Annotated in this window: 14 protein-coding genes; 8 read left to right on the forward strand and 6 right to left on the reverse strand. The window is 61.3% G+C overall.

The window, feature by feature from the left end:
• Positions 1-6 precede the first annotated feature (6 nt).
• On the forward strand, positions 7-1,068 hold the full coding sequence (locus QQL64_RS11435) for an alpha/beta hydrolase (RefSeq protein WP_284399425.1): 1,062 nt from the start codon (positions 7-9) through the stop codon (positions 1,066-1,068).
• A gap of 80 nt (positions 1,069-1,148) precedes the next feature.
• Positions 1,149-2,591 (forward strand): sigma-54-dependent transcriptional regulator, encoded by a 1,443-nt coding sequence (locus tag QQL64_RS11440; protein ID WP_284399426.1) that lies wholly within the window; start codon positions 1,149-1,151, stop codon positions 2,589-2,591.
• A gap of 27 nt (positions 2,592-2,618) precedes the next feature.
• Here the strand turns inward: QQL64_RS11440 and QQL64_RS11445 are convergent, their stop codons facing one another.
• The 4 genes from QQL64_RS11445 to QQL64_RS11460 all read right to left on the reverse strand — a co-directional run bounded on the left by QQL64_RS11445 (position 2,619) and on the right by QQL64_RS11460 (position 8,972).
• Entirely contained in the window at positions 2,619-4,202 is a 1,584-nt protein-coding gene (locus tag QQL64_RS11445) for a response regulator (RefSeq protein WP_284399429.1), read from the reverse strand.
• Between the two features lie 72 nt (positions 4,203-4,274).
• Complete coding sequence (locus QQL64_RS11450) at positions 4,275-4,721, reverse strand: response regulator (protein ID WP_284399432.1); 447 nt, start codon at positions 4,719-4,721, stop codon at positions 4,275-4,277.
• Positions 4,718-6,493, reverse strand: coding sequence for a sensor histidine kinase (locus QQL64_RS11455; protein ID WP_284399435.1), 1,776 nt, complete (start codon positions 6,491-6,493; stop codon positions 4,718-4,720). Before QQL64_RS11455 ends, QQL64_RS11450 begins: the two co-directional genes overlap by 4 nt.
• A 139-nt stretch (positions 6,494-6,632) precedes the next feature.
• Positions 6,633-8,972 carry a GH92 family glycosyl hydrolase gene (locus QQL64_RS11460; RefSeq protein ID WP_284399437.1) on the reverse strand — a complete coding sequence of 780 codons (2,340 nt, stop codon included), beginning with the start codon at positions 8,970-8,972 and terminating at the stop codon, positions 6,633-6,635.
• A 145-nt stretch (positions 8,973-9,117) separates the two neighbouring features.
• On the opposite strand from QQL64_RS11460, the gene QQL64_RS11465 reads away from it, so the two are divergent.
• From QQL64_RS11465 to QQL64_RS11485, 5 genes are all read left to right on the forward strand, one after another.
• Positions 9,118-10,170 carry a LacI family DNA-binding transcriptional regulator gene (locus tag QQL64_RS11465; protein WP_284399439.1) on the forward strand — a complete coding sequence of 351 codons (1,053 nt, stop codon included), beginning with the start codon at positions 9,118-9,120 and terminating at the stop codon, positions 10,168-10,170.
• Between the two features lie 95 nt (positions 10,171-10,265).
• The gene (gene fucP / locus QQL64_RS11470) at positions 10,266-11,513 is read left to right on the forward strand and encodes an L-fucose:H+ symporter permease (RefSeq protein ID WP_284399777.1); all 1,248 of its coding nucleotides are present in this window, start codon (positions 10,266-10,268) and stop codon (positions 11,511-11,513) included.
• A 75-nt stretch (positions 11,514-11,588) separates the two neighbouring features.
• A complete protein-coding gene (locus QQL64_RS11475) occupies positions 11,589-12,566 on the forward strand; it encodes a carbohydrate kinase family protein (RefSeq protein ID WP_284399442.1) in 978 nt (325 codons plus the stop codon).
• Positions 12,563-13,780, forward strand: a complete 1,218-nt coding sequence (locus tag QQL64_RS11480; protein WP_284399443.1) for an AGE family epimerase/isomerase — start codon at positions 12,563-12,565, stop codon at positions 13,778-13,780. The genes QQL64_RS11475 and QQL64_RS11480 overlap by 4 nt, the downstream gene beginning before the upstream one ends.
• A 13-nt stretch (positions 13,781-13,793) precedes the next feature.
• Positions 13,794-15,773, forward strand: coding sequence for a M1 family metallopeptidase (locus QQL64_RS11485; protein ID WP_284399446.1), 1,980 nt, complete (start codon positions 13,794-13,796; stop codon positions 15,771-15,773).
• 48 nt (positions 15,774-15,821) lie between these two features.
• Here the strand turns inward: QQL64_RS11485 and QQL64_RS11490 are convergent, their stop codons facing one another.
• A complete protein-coding gene (locus QQL64_RS11490; protein WP_284399449.1) occupies positions 15,822-16,811 on the reverse strand; it encodes an Lnb N-terminal periplasmic domain-containing protein in 990 nt (329 codons plus the stop codon).
• An 83-nt stretch (positions 16,812-16,894) separates the two neighbouring features.
• On the opposite strand from QQL64_RS11490, the gene QQL64_RS11495 reads away from it, so the two are divergent.
• Complete coding sequence (locus tag QQL64_RS11495) at positions 16,895-18,844, forward strand: esterase/lipase family protein (protein WP_284399452.1); 1,950 nt, start codon at positions 16,895-16,897, stop codon at positions 18,842-18,844.
• Positions 18,845-18,922: 78 nt separating this feature from the next.
• On the opposite strand, the gene ssb is transcribed toward QQL64_RS11495, so the two are convergent.
• Positions 18,923-19,438: a single-stranded DNA-binding protein gene (gene ssb / locus QQL64_RS11500; protein ID WP_284399454.1), complete on the reverse strand. Its 516-nt coding sequence runs from the start codon at positions 19,436-19,438 to the stop codon at positions 18,923-18,925.
• Between the last annotated feature and the right edge of the window lie 106 nt (positions 19,439-19,544).

Genomic DNA, 19,544 nt, shown 5'->3' on the forward strand with positions numbered 1-19,544 from the left:
AACATCATGCATGTAGTACGCCTTCTTTCTGCCGCATCAGCCTTCCTGCTGTGCACAGCCGCATTCGCACAAAACGCCTCTCCCAGTGTCACTCCCGACGGCAGCGTAAGCTCGTCAGTTGCGACCGTGCCCTACTCGGCCCTCGCCTCGCCGGAAGCGCACGACTTTTTTCCCAAGATGCTGGCCGCGGGTAGCAAGGCGCCACCGATAACCGCACCGATCGCGCAGAACCGTGCCTTCTACGACCGCATGAACAGCGATCGCGCCGCGCGCATGGAAAAGCTCTATCCGGTGAAGATCCATAGCGAGACCATCGCCGGCGTCGGCACCGATGTCGTGCTGCCCGCGGAAGGTATTGCGCCGGAAAATCGCGATCGCGTGCTGATCAATCTGCATGGCGGCGGCTTCCTGTGGGGGGCGCACAGCGGTGGCCTGGTCGAATCCATCCCCATCGCCAGCATCGGTCGGATCAAGGTCATCAGCGTGGACTACCGGCAAGGGCCCGAGCACACCTTTCCGGCCGCCAGCGACGATGTGGAGGCGGTCTATCGCGCCTTGCTCAAGCAGTACAAGCCCGCCCAGATCGGCATCTACGGCTGCTCCGCAGGCGGCATCCTCACCAGCGAGGCGGTTGCCCGCTTTATCACCGACCAGCTTCCCGTTCCTGGCGCCATCGGCACCTTTTGCGGCTCGCTGGTGGATGTCAGCGGCGATTCGGCCTATGTCGCCCCGTTGTTGAACGGTCAGGGCATACCGGCGCATCCGCTAGGGCTGGCCGAGCTGCCCTATTTCCACGGTGTAAATCTAAACGATCCGCTGGTGCAGCCGGGGCTGTCGCCGACCCTGCTGGCCAAATTCCCGCCCACGTTGTTGATCACCGGTACGCGCGACATGACGATGAGTTCGGTGCTCTATAGCCAGCAGCTGCTGGACCGCGCCGGTGCCCAGACCGAACTGCATGTTTGGGAAGGCATGTGGCACTCCTTCTTCTCCGACCCGGAGCTGCCCGAGTCGAAGGAGGCCTATCGCACCATCGTCCATTTTTTCCTACAACACTTGAGTCGTTGACGCTACGTACACACATCGCGCTTTGCCACTGACGGGCGCGGCGAGTATCCTGAAACACACCCTACCTTCGCCTCCGGACCATGAGCCAACAGACCGTCCTGGTCATCGACGACGAACGCGATATCCGCGAACTGCTCACCATCACCCTAGGCCGCATGGACCTGAAGGTCGATGCCGTCGGCACCGTGGCCGAGGCGCGCCACGCGCTAGGTGAACGCAGCTACGACCTGTGCTTCACCGACATGCGCCTGCCCGACGGTAGCGGCCAGGAAGTGATCGAGCTGATCGCAGCGGAACATCCCGATACGCCCGTGGCGATGATCACCGCCTACGGCAATGTCGACGCGGCCGTGACCGCACTGAAGGCCGGCGCCTTCGACTTCGTCTCCAAACCGGTCGACATCCAGATGCTCCGCCGGCTCGTGCGCACCGCGCTGAAACTGGCCGAGGAAAAACGCAGCGGCGCCGGTGCCGGCAGTGCAGCGACCCATTCCAGCGATCGCCTGATCGGCGACTCGGCGGTCATGCAGCAGGTGCGCAGCACCATCGGCAAACTGGCCCGCAACCAGGCGCCTGTCTACATCGCCGGCGAATCAGGCGTGGGCAAGGAGCTGGTGGCGCGGCTGATCCACGAACAAGGGCCGCGCGCCACCGGACCGTTCGTACCGGTCAACTGCGGCGCGATTCCGTCGGAGCTGATGGAAAGCGAATTCTTCGGCCATCGCAAAGGCAGCTTCACGGGCGCCGGCGCCGACAAAGAAGGCCTGTTCCAGGCCGCCCACGGCGGCACGCTGTTCCTGGACGAAGTCGCTGAGCTGCCCCTGCACATGCAGGTGAAGCTGCTGCGCGCGATCCAGGAAAAAGCCGTGCGCCCGATCGGCGCCCGCGAGGAAGTGGCCGTGGACGTGCGCATTCTCTCCGCCACTCACAAAAACCTCGCCGCGCTCGTCGACCAGAGCCAGTTCCGCCAGGATCTGTTCTACCGCATCAACGTGATCGAGCTGCGCGTGCCGCCGCTGCGCGAACGTCGCGGTGATGTGTCGCTGCTCGCCGATTTCGTGCTGCGTCAGCTCGCCGCGAAGAGCAAGAGCGAAAGCGGCGCCGTGCGCCTGCTGCCCGAAGCGCGACAAGCGCTGGAGGAATACGACTTCCCAGGCAACGTGCGCGAGCTGGAAAACATTCTCGAACGCGCCGTCGCCATGTGCGATGGCGACCGCATCGACACCACCGATCTGATGCTGCCGCAACGCCCGCCACGTCAGAGCGCGGATACCGCCGCCGCCATGCATACCCATCATCATGCGCAATCCGGCGTTACGCAGCTCGGTTCCGCACCTTCCGCACCACCGGCCCCCGCACCATCCAGCGAACTGCCGCTGGATGACTACATCAGCAATCTCGAACGCACGGCGATCATGAAGGCGTTGGAAGAATCGCGCTACAACAAGACCGCCGCAGCACGGAAGCTGGGTATCACGTTCCGTGCATTGCGCTACAAGCTAAAGAAACTCGGCATCGACTAGCAGGCTTTTCGGGTTCCCGTAGACCGTCTATTCGCGACCGACACGCGCGGTACGTGTGTTGTTCAACGCTTCGCGTACTGCTTGCAGCAATGCCCTGGTGCTCACTGGCTTGTTCAGGCGACGAAGCTGACCGGGCACCGGAAACATGTCGGCATCGAGCCGATCGTCTGTCCTGCAGAGCACCAGCACGCCATTGCGATAGCCGTACTGGCTCAATGCCGCCAAAGTGCGCTCGCTGGTGAACAGGCTCATGTCCGCGTCCATCACTACGAGATCGGGCAGACCGCAGGCTTCGATCCATTGCAGTGCCGCGGTGCCGCTCTGGCTCGCGTGTACTTCGTAACCCCAGGTATCGAGGGTGTCGGTCAGCAGCGTGAGCTGCCCGGCTTCTTCCACCACCAGCAACACGTGTTCGGCATTGCCGTGCAGGCTGGTGTCGCCATCCATGAGCGCGGATGCGTCGGCGGCGGGACGGGACAAGGGAATATAGATCTCGAAACAGCTACCTTCGCCCGGAATGCTGTCCAGGCGCATCACACCGCCGTGGCTGGCGACGATGCGGCGGCAGGAAAGCAGACCAAGCCCGGTACCGCCTTCCTTGGTAGTGAAGAACGGCTCGAACAATCGCTTGAGCACTTCCTCGGGCATACCTTGGCCGGTGTCGGAGACCGAGAGACGCACGTAATCGCCCGCCAGCGATTCTTCGTGTTCCAGAAAGAAGTCGCTACCCAATGACACCTTGGTGGTGACGACGCGCAAGATGCCGCCATCGGGCATGGCCTGGATCGCATTGAGGCAAAGGTTGAGCAGACACTGCTGCAACTCGGTGTGGTTGCCCTCGAAGCTGAGCTCGGGATCGGTCACTTCGATGTCCAGGTGCACCGAACGCGGCACACTTCCCTGCAGCAGCAAGGCCAGCGCGTCGATCAGCGCTTGCGCCCTGACCTGCTCGGCTCGCCGCGCGCCGCGTGCGAACGACAGCATGGATTGCACCATCTCCAATCCGCGTCGCCCGCAATCGCGCACCAGCGCGCCGAGTCGCGCCAGGCGCGGATCGTCCTGGTAATCCTGCAGACTGTCGCCGGCCAGCAACAGCGGCTGCAGCAGGTTGCGCAAGTCGTGACTCAAACCGCCGGCCAGCATGGCGAGACTTTCGAAACGTTGGACGCGGATCAGTTCGGCCTCGGCATGCGCCCGCGCGCGTTGTTCTTCCGCTTCGCGCAGGGCGCGACGCACGGCGGAGGCCAACCGCGCCGGATTCTGTTTCAAGATGTAGTCGGTGGCGCCTTCGCGCAGCGCTGCGATGGCCGCCTCCTCGCCGAGGGTGGCCGAGACGTAGATGAAGGGAATATCCACGCTATGGTCGCGCAATAGCTCCAGCGCACGCTGTCCGGAAAAGCCGGGCATGCTCAAGTCCGATAGCACGATGTGCGGTTTGAACTGCTCCAGCGTTTCGACAAAGGCCGGCTCGTCATCGACCAGACGCACGTCATAGTCGATACCGTCGGCCTGCAACTCGGTGAGGATCAGCTCGGCATCGAGAGGACTGTCCTCCACCTGCAGGACACGAATGCGAGGCAGCGATCGTTGATGGTTGGACTTATCCGGCATCCTGCGGGCCTCTGGGTCACCCTATCCATCATATTTCAATGCATTGCCGCCGGCGCGCTTCTATCGTGGTCCTTACTCGGAATCCGGCGCCTGATTGAGCACCGCCCAGAACTGGCCCAGGGTACGCACCGCCTCGAAAAACTGCGCAACATCGACCGGCTTGATGACATACGCGTTGACGCCAAGATCCCAACTGCGCACCAGGTCGCTTTCCTCGCGGGAGGAAGACAGGATCACGACCGGCAAGCGCCGAAACCGCTCGTCCGCCCGCATTAAGGTCAACACTTCCAGGCCATCCATGCGCGGCATTTTGATATCGAGCAATACCACCGCCGGATCGTCGCCCTGCCGTTGGGCGAAGGCGCCGCGCGCATAGAGCCAGTCCATGCAATCCACCCCGTCCTCGACATGGGTGATGGGGTTGGCGAGATTCGCACCGCGCAGTGCGTCCATCGTCATCTCGGCGTCGACCGGGCTGTCTTCGACCAACAGAATCGTGCGCAAGGGACCTTGTTTCATGACGATAACCATCCATCGGGCGTTGGCGCTTCGACCCCCGACAGCGTGAAATGAAAGCGCGCGCCGTGCCCAGGCTCGCCTTCTGCCCAGGCCTTACCGCCGTGCCGCGTCACGATGCGTTGCACGTTGGCCAGGCCAATGCCGTTGCCGGGAAACTCGCTAGCTTTGTGCAGGCGCTGGAATACGCCAAAAAGCTTGTCGACGTAGCGCATATCGAAACCGGCGCCGTTGTCGGCGACAGTAAACTCGTAGTCACCGGCGTCATTGCGCCAAACGGAGATCTCGATACGGGCGACCTTGCATTGACCCGTGTATTTGACGGCATTGCCGATCAAATTCTGCCATACCGTGCGCAGCATGTTCTCGTCGCCGACAACCACCGGCAGCGGCTCGATCTGCCACTCGATGCAGCGGTCCGGCACTTCCGACTCGGCCAGCGTGCGCGTCTCCTCGACCAACGATTGCATGTCGACCGCCTGTAGCCGCAAGGCACCGCGTCCGAGCCGGGAGAACACCAGCAGATCTTCGATCAGTTGTGCCATGCGCTGGGCCGCATCGCGGATCACGCCCAGGTAGTGGCGTGTCGTTTCGTCGACGCCTATGCCCTGGTGTAGTTCCAATTTCTGCGTAAAGGCGGTGATGTGTCGCAGCGGCGCACGCAGGTCGTGGGATACGGAATAGCTGAAAGCTTCCAGCTCGCGGTTCACGTCGGAAATTTGTGCCACTTTGCTTTCGAGCTGATGATTGAGTTCCTTCACTTGTTGCTCGACCAGGGCGCGCGCGGTGACGTCGCTCACCGTCAGGAGCAAAGCCGGCTTCTCGCTATCCTGCTGTTGCAGACACCGCGCATTGATCACCACGTGCCGTTCGACACCGTCGATGGTGCGCTGAATCAGCTCGAAATCCCACAATTCGCGGTCGCGTAGCAGCACGTCGCGCAGGCGCTGTTGCAGCACTTCGTCAGCCCATGCGCCTTGTCCGACCTCATCGAGGTATTCCGCGCGACTGTCCTCGGACACGCCATACAGTTCGCTAAAGGCCGCATTGACCTGCAGCGTGCGCAAGCTGTTGTCGAGCAGGGCGATCGGTTCGCGCACTGCCTGCAGGATCATTTGCGAGCGTTGCACTGCTTGCCGCTCGCGTATTTCAGCGCGCAGTCGTCGACCGATCTGCCGCTCGGATACCACCACCACGATCATCAGCATCAGCAGCTGCATGGCGGCGGTGAGCGCCAATACCAGGCGATTGTCGACCGAACGCTGTTTGGCGCTCTCTCGGCGCAGCTGCAGTTGTTGTTCGGCGTTGTCGACGATCTTTTCGGCAATGTCGTCGATCTGGAATAACGCGCCGGCATCGCTCAAAGCCTGATCGGCACCGGCACGATCGTTTTGCTGATAACGCTGCAGGGCCTGCTGCAACAACGCCAGCCGACCGTTCTCCTTTGCGTTCAGCTGATCCACCAGATGCTGTTGCGCCGGATTGTCGGCCGACAAGCGGTGCAGCTCGTCGAGCAACGCCGGCACGGTTTTCCCGGCGTTTTGCGCGGTCACTTCAGCGTGGCTGTATGGGTCGTTCGCCAGCAGATGCTGCACGGCCGATTCGCTATCGTGCGTCTGATCGGCGATACGATAGACCAGCGCCTGGATCTCCGCCGAGCGGGTCACCAGCTCGCCGGCGTTGAGGGACTGCTGAGAACCGCCACGGGTGATCAGATACGGCAGGGTCACGATGACGAACACGGCAAACAGCAGACCGGCAGTGCGCCAGCGCATCGCCGTTACTTGTCGCATCCCCCTACGGATCATCGACGGCCCTTGGTCAGCATGCGCATCCTGCATGATGCACGCATTCTGCGCATGTTTGCCGCTACTGACCAGCCCGTTCTAGCCCGGATGGCGAAGTAGTCGCCGCTCAGCGCGAGTAGGAGCTCATCGCTGTGGGACGTGCGGAAATGGCCTGACCCCAGCTTTTGTTCGGCTCGGCCTGCATCGTGAAATGCAGCTCCCCGCCCGCCAGGATGTCTGCGTGCCGCAGATAAACGCGATCCAGCGGCTTGCCGTTGAGGGTGACCGCGCCGACATAGGGATGCGTCCCATCCATCGGCGTAGCCGTAATCGTGAAGGTGTGGCCGTTGCTCAGGTGGATGGCCGCTCGCGGCACAAACGGCCGACCGATGGCGTATTCGTCGCTGGCGGGCGCGACGGGATAGAAGCCAAGCGCAGTGAAGATGTACCAGGCAGACATCTGGCCGAGGTCGTCATTGCCGATCAACCCCGAGGGTCCGGGGCCGTATTCGTTGTCCATGATTTGCTTGAGCCGCTGCTGCGTTTTCCACGGCGCGCCGGCGTAGTCGTAGAGATAGGCAATGTGGTGACTGGGCTCGTTGCCGTGCGCGTACCAGCCGATCAGGCCGGTGATGTCTTCCACGTTTTTGAAGATGGCCGGGTCCACCTTGGCATCGAACAGCTGGTCGAGTTTGCGGTTGAAGGCATCGTCGCCACCCATGGCCGTGATCAGGCCGGCTACGTCCTGCGGCACATACCAGGAGTACTGCCAGGCGTTGGCTTCGGTGTAATCGTCGCCATAGCCGGCGCTGGCGGGATCGAAGGGTTCGCGGAACTGACCGTTGCTCAACTTCGCACGCATGAAGCCCGTCTTCGGATCCCAGACATTGCGCCAGTTGGTGGCGCGTTTTTCGAAGGTGGCGAAAACATCGGTCTTGCCCATCGCTTTGGCCATCTGCGCGATCGCCCAGTCGTCATAGGCGTACTCCTGCGTCTTGGAGCCGCCTTCCACTTCCTTGTCGATCGGCACGTAGCCGAGCTTCATGTAATCGGCCAGGTCGCCGTAATCGCCATAGGTGGCAGTGGACACCATCGCTTTCATCGCCTTGTCGGCATCGAAGCCGCGGATGCCCTTGACATAGGCATCGGCGATGATCGCCACGGCGTGATAGCCGGTCATGCACCAGGTCTCCAACCCCTGATACGACCATACCGGCAACATGCCGAACGGGCTGGCTTCCTGCGAAGCTATCAACGAGCGCACGAAATCGACGGTGCGATCGGGATGCAACAAGATCAACAACGGTTGCTGCGCGCGATACACATCCCACATCGACCAGCTGGAATAAAAGTCGAAACCGTCGGCGTGATGTACCTGATGATCCGGCCCGCGATATTCGCCGTTGACGTCCATGCTCAAGTTCGGAGCGATCATCGCGTGATAGAGCGCGGTGTAGAACTGCGTGCGCACGGAAGGCGAACCATCGACATCGATGGGCGACAGCGCTTTGTTCCAGGCAGCCATCGCGTCCGCGCGGTGCGCATCGAAGAGCCAGCCCCGCCCGTCCTGGTCGAGATTGGCGATGGCATTTGCTTCGCTGACCGGCGAAATCGCCACCTTCATCAGCAACGGCTGCTTGAGTTCGCCGAAATCGAACACACCGACAAGCGCGCGGCCGTTTTGCGCAACGGCATCTTCGGCTTGGTTGCCTGGCCCCTTGAAACCCTTGTAAACGAGGTCGGTCTCGCGGTTATAGAGCTCGCGCGAGGTCATCGGCTGATTGAAGCGCATGGCGAAGCAAAGCTCGCGTCCCGGCGCCCAGCCGCGCGTGGTGCGGCAGCCGGTGACCGTGCCGTCGGGGCGCACCTGCACGTTCGCCCATAGCACCTTGCCGGAGTAGTCATAGATGCTGGGACGAAGATCCAGCAAGACATGGGCGGGCTTGCCCGTGGGAAAGGCGTAGCGATGCCAACCGACGCGGCGGCTGGCGGTCAATTCGGCGCGCACGCCGTAGTCGCTCAGCGTGACGGCGTAATAGCCGGGCTGCTCCACCTCCGTGGCATGGTCGAACCGCGAGCGGTAGCCGCTGCCGGGGACCTTCTCGTCACCCGGGTCAAGCCGCACGTCCCCGGCAATCGGCATCACCAGCACATCACCTAGATCCGAGTGACCCGAACCGGAAAAATGCGTATGCGAAAAGCCCATGATGGTGGCATCGCCATACTGGTAGCCTGCCGCCCACTTGTAGGCGTGCTTGAAATCCGGCATGGCGGTATCCGGTGACAGCTGGATCATGCCGAAGGGCACGGTGGCGCCGGGGAACAGGTGTCCATCGCCCCCGGTACCTATGCGAGGATCGACGTTTGCAGCGTGTTGCTCGGCGGCCTGGGAGGCCGTAGCGGCAAAAACGCCAAGCGATGCCGTGAAGAACAGGGTAAGAAAGGTATAAATCGGGCGACGATTCATGGAATGGGGGCCAATAGTGGGTTTGGATCGTTCTAAACTCGGCAAACTAACACCGGCGATTTTTCTCCGCATGTTGCAGTGCGCGATAGCAATTTCGCCGATTCAGGTAAATTTGGATCGTTCCAAATGCAAGGATCGGGGATAAATGGGGAACACACAGCCAGTAGGTCGAAAAGTTACCTTAAGCGACATCGCAGCCGGTTGCGACGTTTCGCGCGCCACCGTCTCGCTGGTGCTGCGAGGCAGCCCGTTGGTCAACAAGCACACCCGCGCCCGTGTCGAAGAGGAGCTGCGGCGGCAGGGCTATGTGTATAACCGCGCCGCGGCGAATCTGCGCCGTCGCACCTCATCCAGCATTGCGCTGGTGCTCAACGACCTGGCCAACCCGTTCTTCGCCGAATTCGCGGCCGGCGTCGATGAAGTTTTGGGCAATGCTGGTTTCGTTACTCTGCTTGGCAGCACCGGCGAATCGACCGCGCGTGAGCTGGCCGTGCTCGGTTCGCTGATGGAACACGGACCGGCCGGCATCATCCTCTCCCCGGCCGAGGGTGGCGACGCGGAACAGATCCTGGCCGCTGTCGGCACGCAGACACCGTTGTTGCTGTTTAACCGCGAGGTGGGCGGCGATATCGCTGCCTGCGATCACTGGGATCGCCTGTTTCTGGATAACCAGCATGGTGCGCGGCTGGCGACCGAGCACCTCATCGCCCAAGGACACCGGCGCATTGCCTTCTACGGCGGGCATCTCAGCTCCAGCTCCTGCCAGCAGCGCCGCGCCGGCTATGTCGACGCGATGCGTAAAGCGGGTTTGCCGGTGGCAGCGTCGTGGATGGTGGAATGCATTCCCAACCGCCTCGATGCCGTCGCGCAATGCGATCAGTTGTTCGCCGACGGCGCGGCGCCCACCGCAGCCGTTTGCTACAACGACGCGGTCGCACTGGGCCTGATGCTTGGCCTGCATAAACGCGGACTGCAACCGGGCCGCGATTTCGCGCTCACCGGTTTCGACGATATCGCCGAAGCGGCAGTCAGCGCACCGCCGCTGACGACACTGGCGGTAACGCCCCGTGCGCGCGGCCGCCAGGCCGCGGAACTGATCCTGCAGCGTTTGCAGGAACCGTCGTCGTCACCGCGCCAGACCATCGTTCCGGTGCAATTGTTGGTACGTGCCAGCAGCTGTCCGCCACACGTCGCCTGATCCATACGGAATTCATCATGGCTTTTACTGCACCGACCGCTCCCTCTTCGACCTCCACCACTGCTTCGAACAGCCAACGCTATACGTACTATCCGATGGCACTGACCGTGATCACCGCGGTCTTTTTCATGTGGGGCTTCCTCACCGCACTGAACGACATTCTGATTCCGCATCTCAAAGCCGTATTCGAGCTGAACTACGCGCAGGCGATGCTGGTGCAATTCACGTTCTTCGGCGCGTACTTCCTGATGTCGTTGCCGGCTGGGCGCGTGGTGGCGCATCTTGGTTATAAGAAAAGCATCGTCGCGGGACTGATCATTGCCGGTGTCGGCGCCGTTGGCTTTTGGCCCGCCGCAGGCTTGCGGCTCTACCCGGCATTCCTCGGTGCGCTATTCGTGCTGGCCACCGGCATTACGTTGCTGCAGGTCGCGGCGAATCCTTATGTCGCATTGCTGGGGCCGGAGAAAACCAGTTCCAGTCGCCTGACATTGGCGCAGGCGCTGAATTCGTTCGGCACGTTCCTGGCACCCTGGTTCGGCAGTCTGCTGATTCTTTCGACCAAGGTGAAGAGCGCCGCCGATATCGCGGATTTGTCCGCCAGCGGACAACTACTCTACCGCACACAGGAAGCACAGGCGGTGCAAACGCCGTATATCGGCCTGGCTGTGGTGCTGGTGCTGCTGGCGGTGTTTGTGTGGATATTCCGCCTGCCTTCGCTGGAAGAAAGCACGGAGAAGGCCGATACCAGCCACCACACCCTGCTCGATGCACTGCGTTATCCGCATGTGCTGTTCGGCGTGCTCGGCATTTTCTTCTACGTCGGCGCCGAGGTGTCGATCGGTAGCTTCATGGTGAACTATTTGTCGCAACCCGACATCGGCCATATGAGCGAGCAGCAGGCTGCTCATTACGTATCGCTTTACTGGGGCGGCGCAATGGTCGGACGTTTCTTGGGTTCCGCCCTCTTGGCGAAGATGTCGCCGCGCAAATTGTTGGCAGTGTTCGCCGCAGTCAACATGCTGCTGTTGCTGGCCACGATGTCGACCAGCGGTATGACGGCCATGTACAGCATCGTGGCGATCGGCCTGTTCAATTCGATCATGTTCCCCACCATTTTTTCGCTTGGCATCGAACGCATGGGACCGCTTACCGGCAAGGCATCCAGTCTGCTGATCATGGCGATCGTGGGCGGCGCGCTGATGCCCTACGTACAAGGGTTCCTGGCCGATAACATCGGTGTACAGCACGCGTTTTTCTTGCCGCTGCTGTGCTACGCGTACATCGTGTTTTACGGCCTCAGCGGTTCGCGGATTCGCACCGCGCCGGTCGATGCGCAGCACTGAATATCTCTATCCACGGAGCGTGCAATCTGTGCGCTGCCAACTGACGCGGCACTACGACGTATTGGGGTTTATTTGATGAAACATTCCGTCCTCTGCTTCGGCGAGGCTTTGATCGATATGCACGGTGAAGGCGACGATGGCCATGGCTTTGCGCGGCACTACCTGCCCTTTGCGGGCGGCGCGCCTGCCAACGTTGCGGTAGCGGTGGCGCGACTGGGTGGGCATGCGCGATTCGCAGGCATGCTGGCGCATGATCGCTTCGGTGATTTCCTGCTGCACAGCTTGCAACAAGCCGGTGTGGACACCATCGATGTCGCGCGTACCGGCGAAGCCAATACCGCGCTGGCCTTCGTGACGCTGGACTCGCGCGGCGAACGCAGCTTCAGCTTCTATCGACCGCCCTCCGCCGATCTGCTTTTTCGCGCCGAACATTTTCGTGCACAAACCTTCGACAACACCGCGGCGTTCCACGCATGCTCCAACAGCCTGACCGATCCCGGCCTGGCGGCAGCGACGCTGGAAGGCATGCAGCGCGCGCGGAAGGCCGGCGCCCTGGTCAGTTTCGACTTGAACCTGCGCCCGGCACTGTGGCCACACGGCAGCGAGCCGCGCGGCGTTGTATGGCCCGCGCTGCAACTTGCCGACGTGGTAAAGCTCAGCGCCGAGGAATTCGACTGGCTGGCGACCGACGGCGAACAGGCCCTGCTCGATCGCCTCTGGAGCGGTTGCGCGCGCTTTCTGGTAGTGACCGATGGTGCCTTGCCGTTGCGTTGGTATCACCCCGACGCCGAAGGCGAACTGCCCTGTTATAGCGTGCCAATGGTCGATAGCACCGGCGCTGGCGACGCATTCGTAGGTGGTCTGCTGCATCAGCTGGCCGCTCAAGCCGTCACCCCCGAGAACCTCGACGCATGGGTGGCAACCCTACCGCGCCTGCACGCCGCCCTGCGCTATGCCAGCGCTTGCGGTGCCATCGCCGTGACGCGGCATGGTTCGTTTGCCGCCATGGCGAATGCCGACGACGTAGACCGTTTTATGGAGATTTACGCATGACCAAGCCGGCCCTACCGGATTTCCGTTCCGAAGCATTTCTGCGCGACCACATAGCCAAGACGATGGCGTTCTATCACCCGCGCGCGATCGATCCTGCTGGCGGTTTCTTCCATTATTTTCGCGATGACGGCACGGTTTACGACCGCAGTCACCGGCATTTGGTCAGCAGCACGCGCTTTGTCTTCAACTACGCGATGGCGGCAATCGAGTTCGGCGAAGAGGATTACCTCAACGCGGCGCGACATGGCCTGCGTTACCTGCGCGACGTTCATCGCGATGCCGCCACCGGCGGCTATGCCTGGACCATTCGCGACGGCAAGCCGGAAGACCGCACCAATCACGCATACGGTGTCGCCTTCGTGCTGCTGGCCTATTCCACGGCGTTGAAGGCAGGCATCAGCGAGGCCGCCGCGTGGATGGACGAAACCTGGCAGCTGCTGGAACAACGCTACTGGGATGCGCAGGCCAACCTCTACCGCGACGAAGCCGATACGCATTGGCACTTCAGCGACTATCGCGGCCAGAACGCCAACATGCATATGTGCGAGGCGATGCTGGCGGCCTATCAGGCCAGCGACGAGCCGCGCTATCTCGAGCGCGCGCTAACGCTCGCCGACACCATGACGCGCAAGCAGGCCGCGCTCGCCGATGGCCTGGTGTGGGAGCACTACCACACCGACTGGACGATCGATTGGAATTACCACCGCGACGATCCCAAGCACCTGTTCCGTCCGTGGGGTTTCCAGCCGGGCCATCAGACCGAATGGGCCAAGCTGCTACTGATCCTCGAACCGCTGTTGCTTGAGCGTGGTCGTGAAGAGTCATGGCTGGTGCCGACTGCAAGGCATCTGTTCGATACCGCTGTCGCACGTAGCTGGGATAACCAGTACGGCGGCCTTTGCTACGGCTTCGCGCCCGACGGCACGATCTGCGACGACGACAAGTATTTCTGGGTGCAAGCCGAGTCCTTGGCTGCCGCAGCACTGCTGCACGCGGCAACGGGTGTGCCCGACTATGACCAATGGTATGGGAAGCTGTGGGCCTATGCGTGGGAGCATCTGGTCGATCATCGCTATGGCGCATGGTTCCGCATCCTCACGCGGGACAATCGCTCCTACAGCGACGAGAAGAGCCCTGCCGGCAAGACGGACTACCACACCATGGGTGCCTGTTACGAAGTGCTTTCCCTGGTTCGCGCCGGCGCTGTCCCCTAATCCTGAGAAATCCATGAGTCGCCTGACCCTGCTTCGACCGCTTGCCGCTGCCCTACTGCTCGCCTCAAGCGCCGGAATGGCGGCGCAGACACCATCGACATCGAACTACGATCCTCTCCAGACGTTTGCACCCTACGTTTATCCGCAATCCGCCAACGCCTATCGCGCAAGCAGTGGCATGCCGGGCCCGTTGTTCTGGCAGAACCATGCCGACTATCAGATCAAGGCCTCGCTGGATCCGGACACGCGCAAGCTCACTGGCGAGGAAATCATCACCTACACCAACCACAGCCCGGATGATCTGGACGTGCTGTGGTTGCAAGTGGAACAGAACCGCTATCGCAAGGATGCGCGCGGCGCATTCGCTGACGAGGCGTTTCCCACTGAATTCACTGATGGCGAGCACATCGCATCGGTGGCGATAGAAGGCGCCAGCGGCACATTGCAGAAGGCCGAATGGGTTATCTCCGACACCCGTATGCAGGTGCGCCTGCCGCAACCGCTGAAGGCACACGATGGCAAGTTGCGGTTGCATATCAGCTACAGCTACACGGTGCCCGGCGAATTCGGCGGTCGCACCGATGTGAACCCAAGCAAGAACGGCGACATTTTCGAGATCGCACAGTGGTACCCGCGCATGTGCGTGTACGACGACCTGCGCGGCTGGACGACGGATCCTTACCTCAACAACGAGTTCTACCTCGAATACGGCGATTACGACTATTCGGTCACCGTGCCGTGGAACATGATCGTGGTGGGTGCCGGCGAATTGTTGAACCCGCAGGACGTGCTCACCAAGACCGAGCTGCAGCGCCTGGAGCAAGCCCGTCATAGCGATGCGACGGTAATGATCCGCTCGCCGGAGGAAGTGAACGATCCGGCCACGCGTCCCAAGCAAAGCGGCACACTCACCTGGCACTTCCGTATTCAGAACAGTCGCGACGCGGTGTTCGGCGCATCGAAGGCGTATGTGTGGGACGCCGCACGCATCAATCTGCCGAATGGCAAAACCGCGCTGGCCGAATCCGCCTATCCGGTGGAAAGCGCCGGCAACGGTGCATGGGGCCGCGCGACCGAGTACGTGAAAGCATCGACCGAATACTTCTCCAAACAGTGGTACCCGTACCCCTACACCGTTGCGATCAACGAAGCCGGTTCGGCCGGCGGCATGGAATACCCAAGCATCACCTTCGACGCGAAAGAAGCAAAAGGCAGCGATCTGCATGCGCTGATCGCGCACGAGATCGGTCACACCTGGTTCCCGATGATCGTAGGCACCGACGAACGGCGTAACGCGTGGATGGACGAGGGCTTCAACACCTTCATCGATGTCTACGAAGCCGATCAATTCAATCACGGCGAATACGCACCCAAGCGCGACCCCGAATACGCGCCGGGTGGCGGCAATCCAGCCGACGAGATCGTCAAAGTACTTACCGATCCGGACGCGCCGGCGCTACTGAGCCGCGCCGATCAAGTCCAGGAGAAGTACCGTCACCCAGTGACCTACTTCAAGTCTGCTTATGGCTTGATCTTGCTGCGTGAACAGATCATCGGGCCGGAACGTTTCGATCCGGCGTTCCGCAAATACATTCAAACCTGGGCGTACAAACATCCCGGCCCGTCGGACTTCTTCCGCTTCATGGAAAGCGAAACCGGCGAGGATCTGGGTTGGTTCTGGCGTGGCTGGTACCAGCACAACTGGCAGCTGGATATGGCCGTACAGAAGGTAACGGCCGTGGACGGCGACTGGCGCAAAGGTGCACAGGTGACGGTAGCCAATTTAAACAAACTGGTGATGCCCGCCACGCTGGAAGTGGTCTATACCGATGGCAGCAAGCAGGATATTCGGCTGCCGGTAGAAACCTGGATGCAGCATCGCAGCTATACGATTCGCGCGGATGGCAACAAGCCGGTGAAGTCGGTCACGATCGATCCTCGTCACCTGATTCCGGATGTGGATCGGAGCAATAACACGTTTACGGTGAAGTGAATCCGGCACGCTCCTCCCCTGCTTGCAGGGGAGGGAGTTCATGCTCTGCTATGGCTCAGGCGGCGTGCGAATGGCACGCGAAAAATCATCGCTCGTCCCGCTGGCTCGTGCTCGCGCCGTGATGTCCCCCTGCTTAGTCAGCACGGCAAGCGGGTAGCCTGTGTCCAGTGCACCGACCTGGTAGAGATAGCCAGGTAGATAGGACGTCAGCAACAAGCGATAGTCATAAGGCAACCCAGGATCGATCTGCTTGGCCATGCCGTACACGATGGTCACGCAATTGGACGTCGCGGTGTTGTAGAACGCGGGCTTGGCGGCAAGCTCATTGGCTTCTTTAACGTAGGCCAGAAACAATTCGCGCATGGCCGGCTTGCTCATCTGCAACCGATACAGATGATCGTCCTCGCCGCGCACATTGGTGCGCACGCGGATCACATCGCGCTCGTCCGCAGCGACGATGGTGCGTTCGTATCGCTTGAAAAAGCCGCCGATGGACGAAAACGATTGCCCACGCCGGCGGCGGATCTCTACGGAAAAAACGACGTGCGAGCCGTCAGCGAAACCGAACGACAAAAGCGCATGTGAAATACCCGGCACACCCCAGGAAGAAAGAATGACGTCGGCGTTCGAAAGCTGGTCGAGATCGTAGTTGCGCGTTTCCCAGCGAGCGTCGTAATCCTGATCGGAGCGCCAATTGAAGTTGCGCACGTTGTACAGGGTTGCGCGCTCGCCCTCAACGTTGCCGGTCAACATGCGCGATACATCGTCGGCCCAGTCCCGATGATTCGACGGTGCGATCGTGCTCCACCATGCCAGCAACACCATCAACGCCAGCGCATAAGCGGCGAGGGGCAAGCCGCTGCGCCGCGACCAGGCGAACACGATCGCCGCCAGCACGATCAGGCCCCAGATGATGCTGACCAACCAGCGAACTAGGATGCCACCCGGCACCTGATACCACAGGGCCAAGGCACCCCAGCTACCCGATAGCAGCACGACCAGGACGAGCAGTACGTAGAGAATTCCTCGCACGATCACGCCCACTCTCCTCAGAGCCACCGATACATGGATAATAGAACGGCAACGACCGTTCATCCCGCTTCCACGCCCGAGAAGAATCGATGACAGGCCGCACGCTAATCTGGATCCTTCGCGTCGTTGCGCTGACTACCTTGCTGCCGGTCACCGCCTGCGACATCGTCGGCGTGCGACATGTCGCGCAAAAGGAATATGCCATCCAGCGTCGCAGCGACGTACTGAGTACGCGCACGCTCAGCGACAGCACGATCCAGACCCTCAACGTCGTAGCGCTCAGCCAGGATGATTGCGCAGCAAATTTTCCGCGCTGTACCCATACCCTGCTTTACTCCGACGGCATCGACGACGAGCGCCGCCTTTCGGCACTCGCGGAGTTATGGCTGGCCTTCGCCATCCAGGCCGACCATGCCGGCAAAAACCAGGCCACGAACGATTCGGCGCTGGATGCGTACTTGCAGTCGGCCCGCTACGCCTACGCATACCTGTTCTATACCGCACGCAATCCGGGCGAACGTGCGTTCGAGACGCGGCAATCACAGGTGCTGGATTTTTATAACTACGCCGCACAACGGTCGGTCGGTAGCTTCTTCAAACTACTTCCCACCCTCGGTACGGATTGGACCACCGCGCCGGTAGCGGGCTGGACGCTGCTCAAGCCCAGCACCGACGTTTATCTTGGTTCGGGCGATTACATTCCGAAAGAACTGATTCCCGCCGAAGGATTGCACTTTCGTGGTCTGCGCAACATCTACCGTCGCGACGGCTTTGGTTCGGAATTCGTCGCTGTCGGCGCACCGCTGGTAAACACCGATCAGCCATGGCGAGAATCGAACTACGTACCGCTCACGGCAGTATTGCAATTTCCAGGCGACACGCTGCACAGCGTGCTCGAAACCCATGACGTTCGCTTGTATGCGAAGAATCCCTATCTGGATCGTTCGATCACGCTCGACAACCAGAACGTGCCGCTCGCCGCCAATTTCACCGCTCCCTATGGCGTGTGGCTGGCACGTTCGGGCTTTGCGCAGGAATCCCTTCGTTCGCTCTTAGGGCGTGGCGGCCTCACCAAACCGCAAGTGCTGTTGATGCAGCCTTACGATCCCAACCGGCTCACCGTCGTGATGCTGCATGGGCTGGCGAGCAGCCCGGAAGCATGGATCAACGTGGTCAACGAAGTGATGGGCGACGACCAGCTACGCCGCACCTATCAGGTGTGGGAGGTGTACTACCCGACCAATGTGCCGGTGGCCGTCAATCTCGCGCAGATCCGTCGCGCCCTCGACGACACGCTGCATCACTTCGATCCGTCAGGACGTGCTGTGGCGTCCAACCATATCATGCTGATCGGCCACAGCATGGGTGGCGTTATCGCGCGCCTGCTGGTGTCCTCCAGCGGCGACAAGTTATGGAGCGTGGTCCAGGCACGCCCTGGCCTTTCGGAGGCAGCCAAGCAAAAGCTGCGTCAGCGCCTCACGCCTTATCTGCAATTTCAGCCTATGCCACAGGTGACGCGCGCAGTGTTTCTCGCAGCACCACATCGGGGAACACCCGTTGCGCGATGGAAGCTGGCGCGCTGGATCGGCGACCTGATCCGCCTGCCGGTCACGCTGTTGGAAGAAGGCAAGGGCATCACCGACGCTATCCAAGGCAAGAACGCCGCTCCTGATGCGCCGGCTCGCCTGCCCAACAGTATCGACAACCTCAGCGATGCCGATCCTTTTATCAAGGCGTCGAGCACGCTACCGATCTCACCCAACGTGCACTACCACACCATCGTCGGCGTCTATAAATCGAAAGGACCGTTGGCAGAATCCGAAGACGGCGTTGTGCCATACGCCAGTTCGCATCTCGACGGCGCCGATTCCGAACTGGCAGTTCCCGCCTGGCACAACGTGCAGGAAACGCCGCAAGCGATCATCGAGCTGCGCCGCATTCTTCGGCTTCACGCCAACGAGCTGCATTGTCTGCAACGTGAAGGATCGGACGACGCAGGACAGGTGCCCCCGGCTTGCATGGCGTCAACAGCACCATGAGTTTCGGCGCCGGGAAAAAAAGAGCCCGCGATATCGCGGGCTCTTTTTTGGCATGCGGCAAAAATGCCGAAACAGTGATCAGAACGGAATATCGTCGTCGTCGAAGTTGTTGTTGCTCTCCGGCGGCGGTGCGGATTGACGCTGCGGCGCATGGCCGTAGTCGTCGCCGCCCTGGGCCTGGCTCTGGCTCTGACGCGATGCACCGCCCTGCGAGCGCTCGCGGTAACCACCGCCACCGCCCATGCCACCACCTTCGGCCCCGCCGCCCAGCATTTGCAGGTCGTTGGCGATAATGTCGGTGGAGTAACGTTCGACACCGTCTTTGCCGGTGTATTTATCAGTGCGCAGCGAACCCTCGATGTACACCTGGCGACCCTTTTTGAGGTACTCGCCGGCGATCTCCGCCAGACGGCCGAACAGCTTGACGCGATGCCACTCGGTGCGCTCCTGCTTCTGGCCGCTCTGCTTGTCGGTCCACTGCTCGGAGGTCGCGATGCTCAGGCTGGCGATCGCGGTACCGCCGCCCGTGTAACGGACCTCGGGATCGGCACCGAGGTTGCCAACCAGAATGACTTTATTGATGCCACGTGCCATGAGAACCTCAAACGATGCCGTGTAACGGACTGGCTTGGCATCGTAACATACGGCCCTGGGACCGATGCCGGGAAGCATCTTGGCAACCTGCCCTCCTGCGCCGTTC

The organism is Dyella lipolytica, assembly GCF_030160075.1.
GTDB lineage: Bacteria > Pseudomonadota > Gammaproteobacteria > Xanthomonadales > Rhodanobacteraceae > Dyella_B > Dyella_B lipolytica.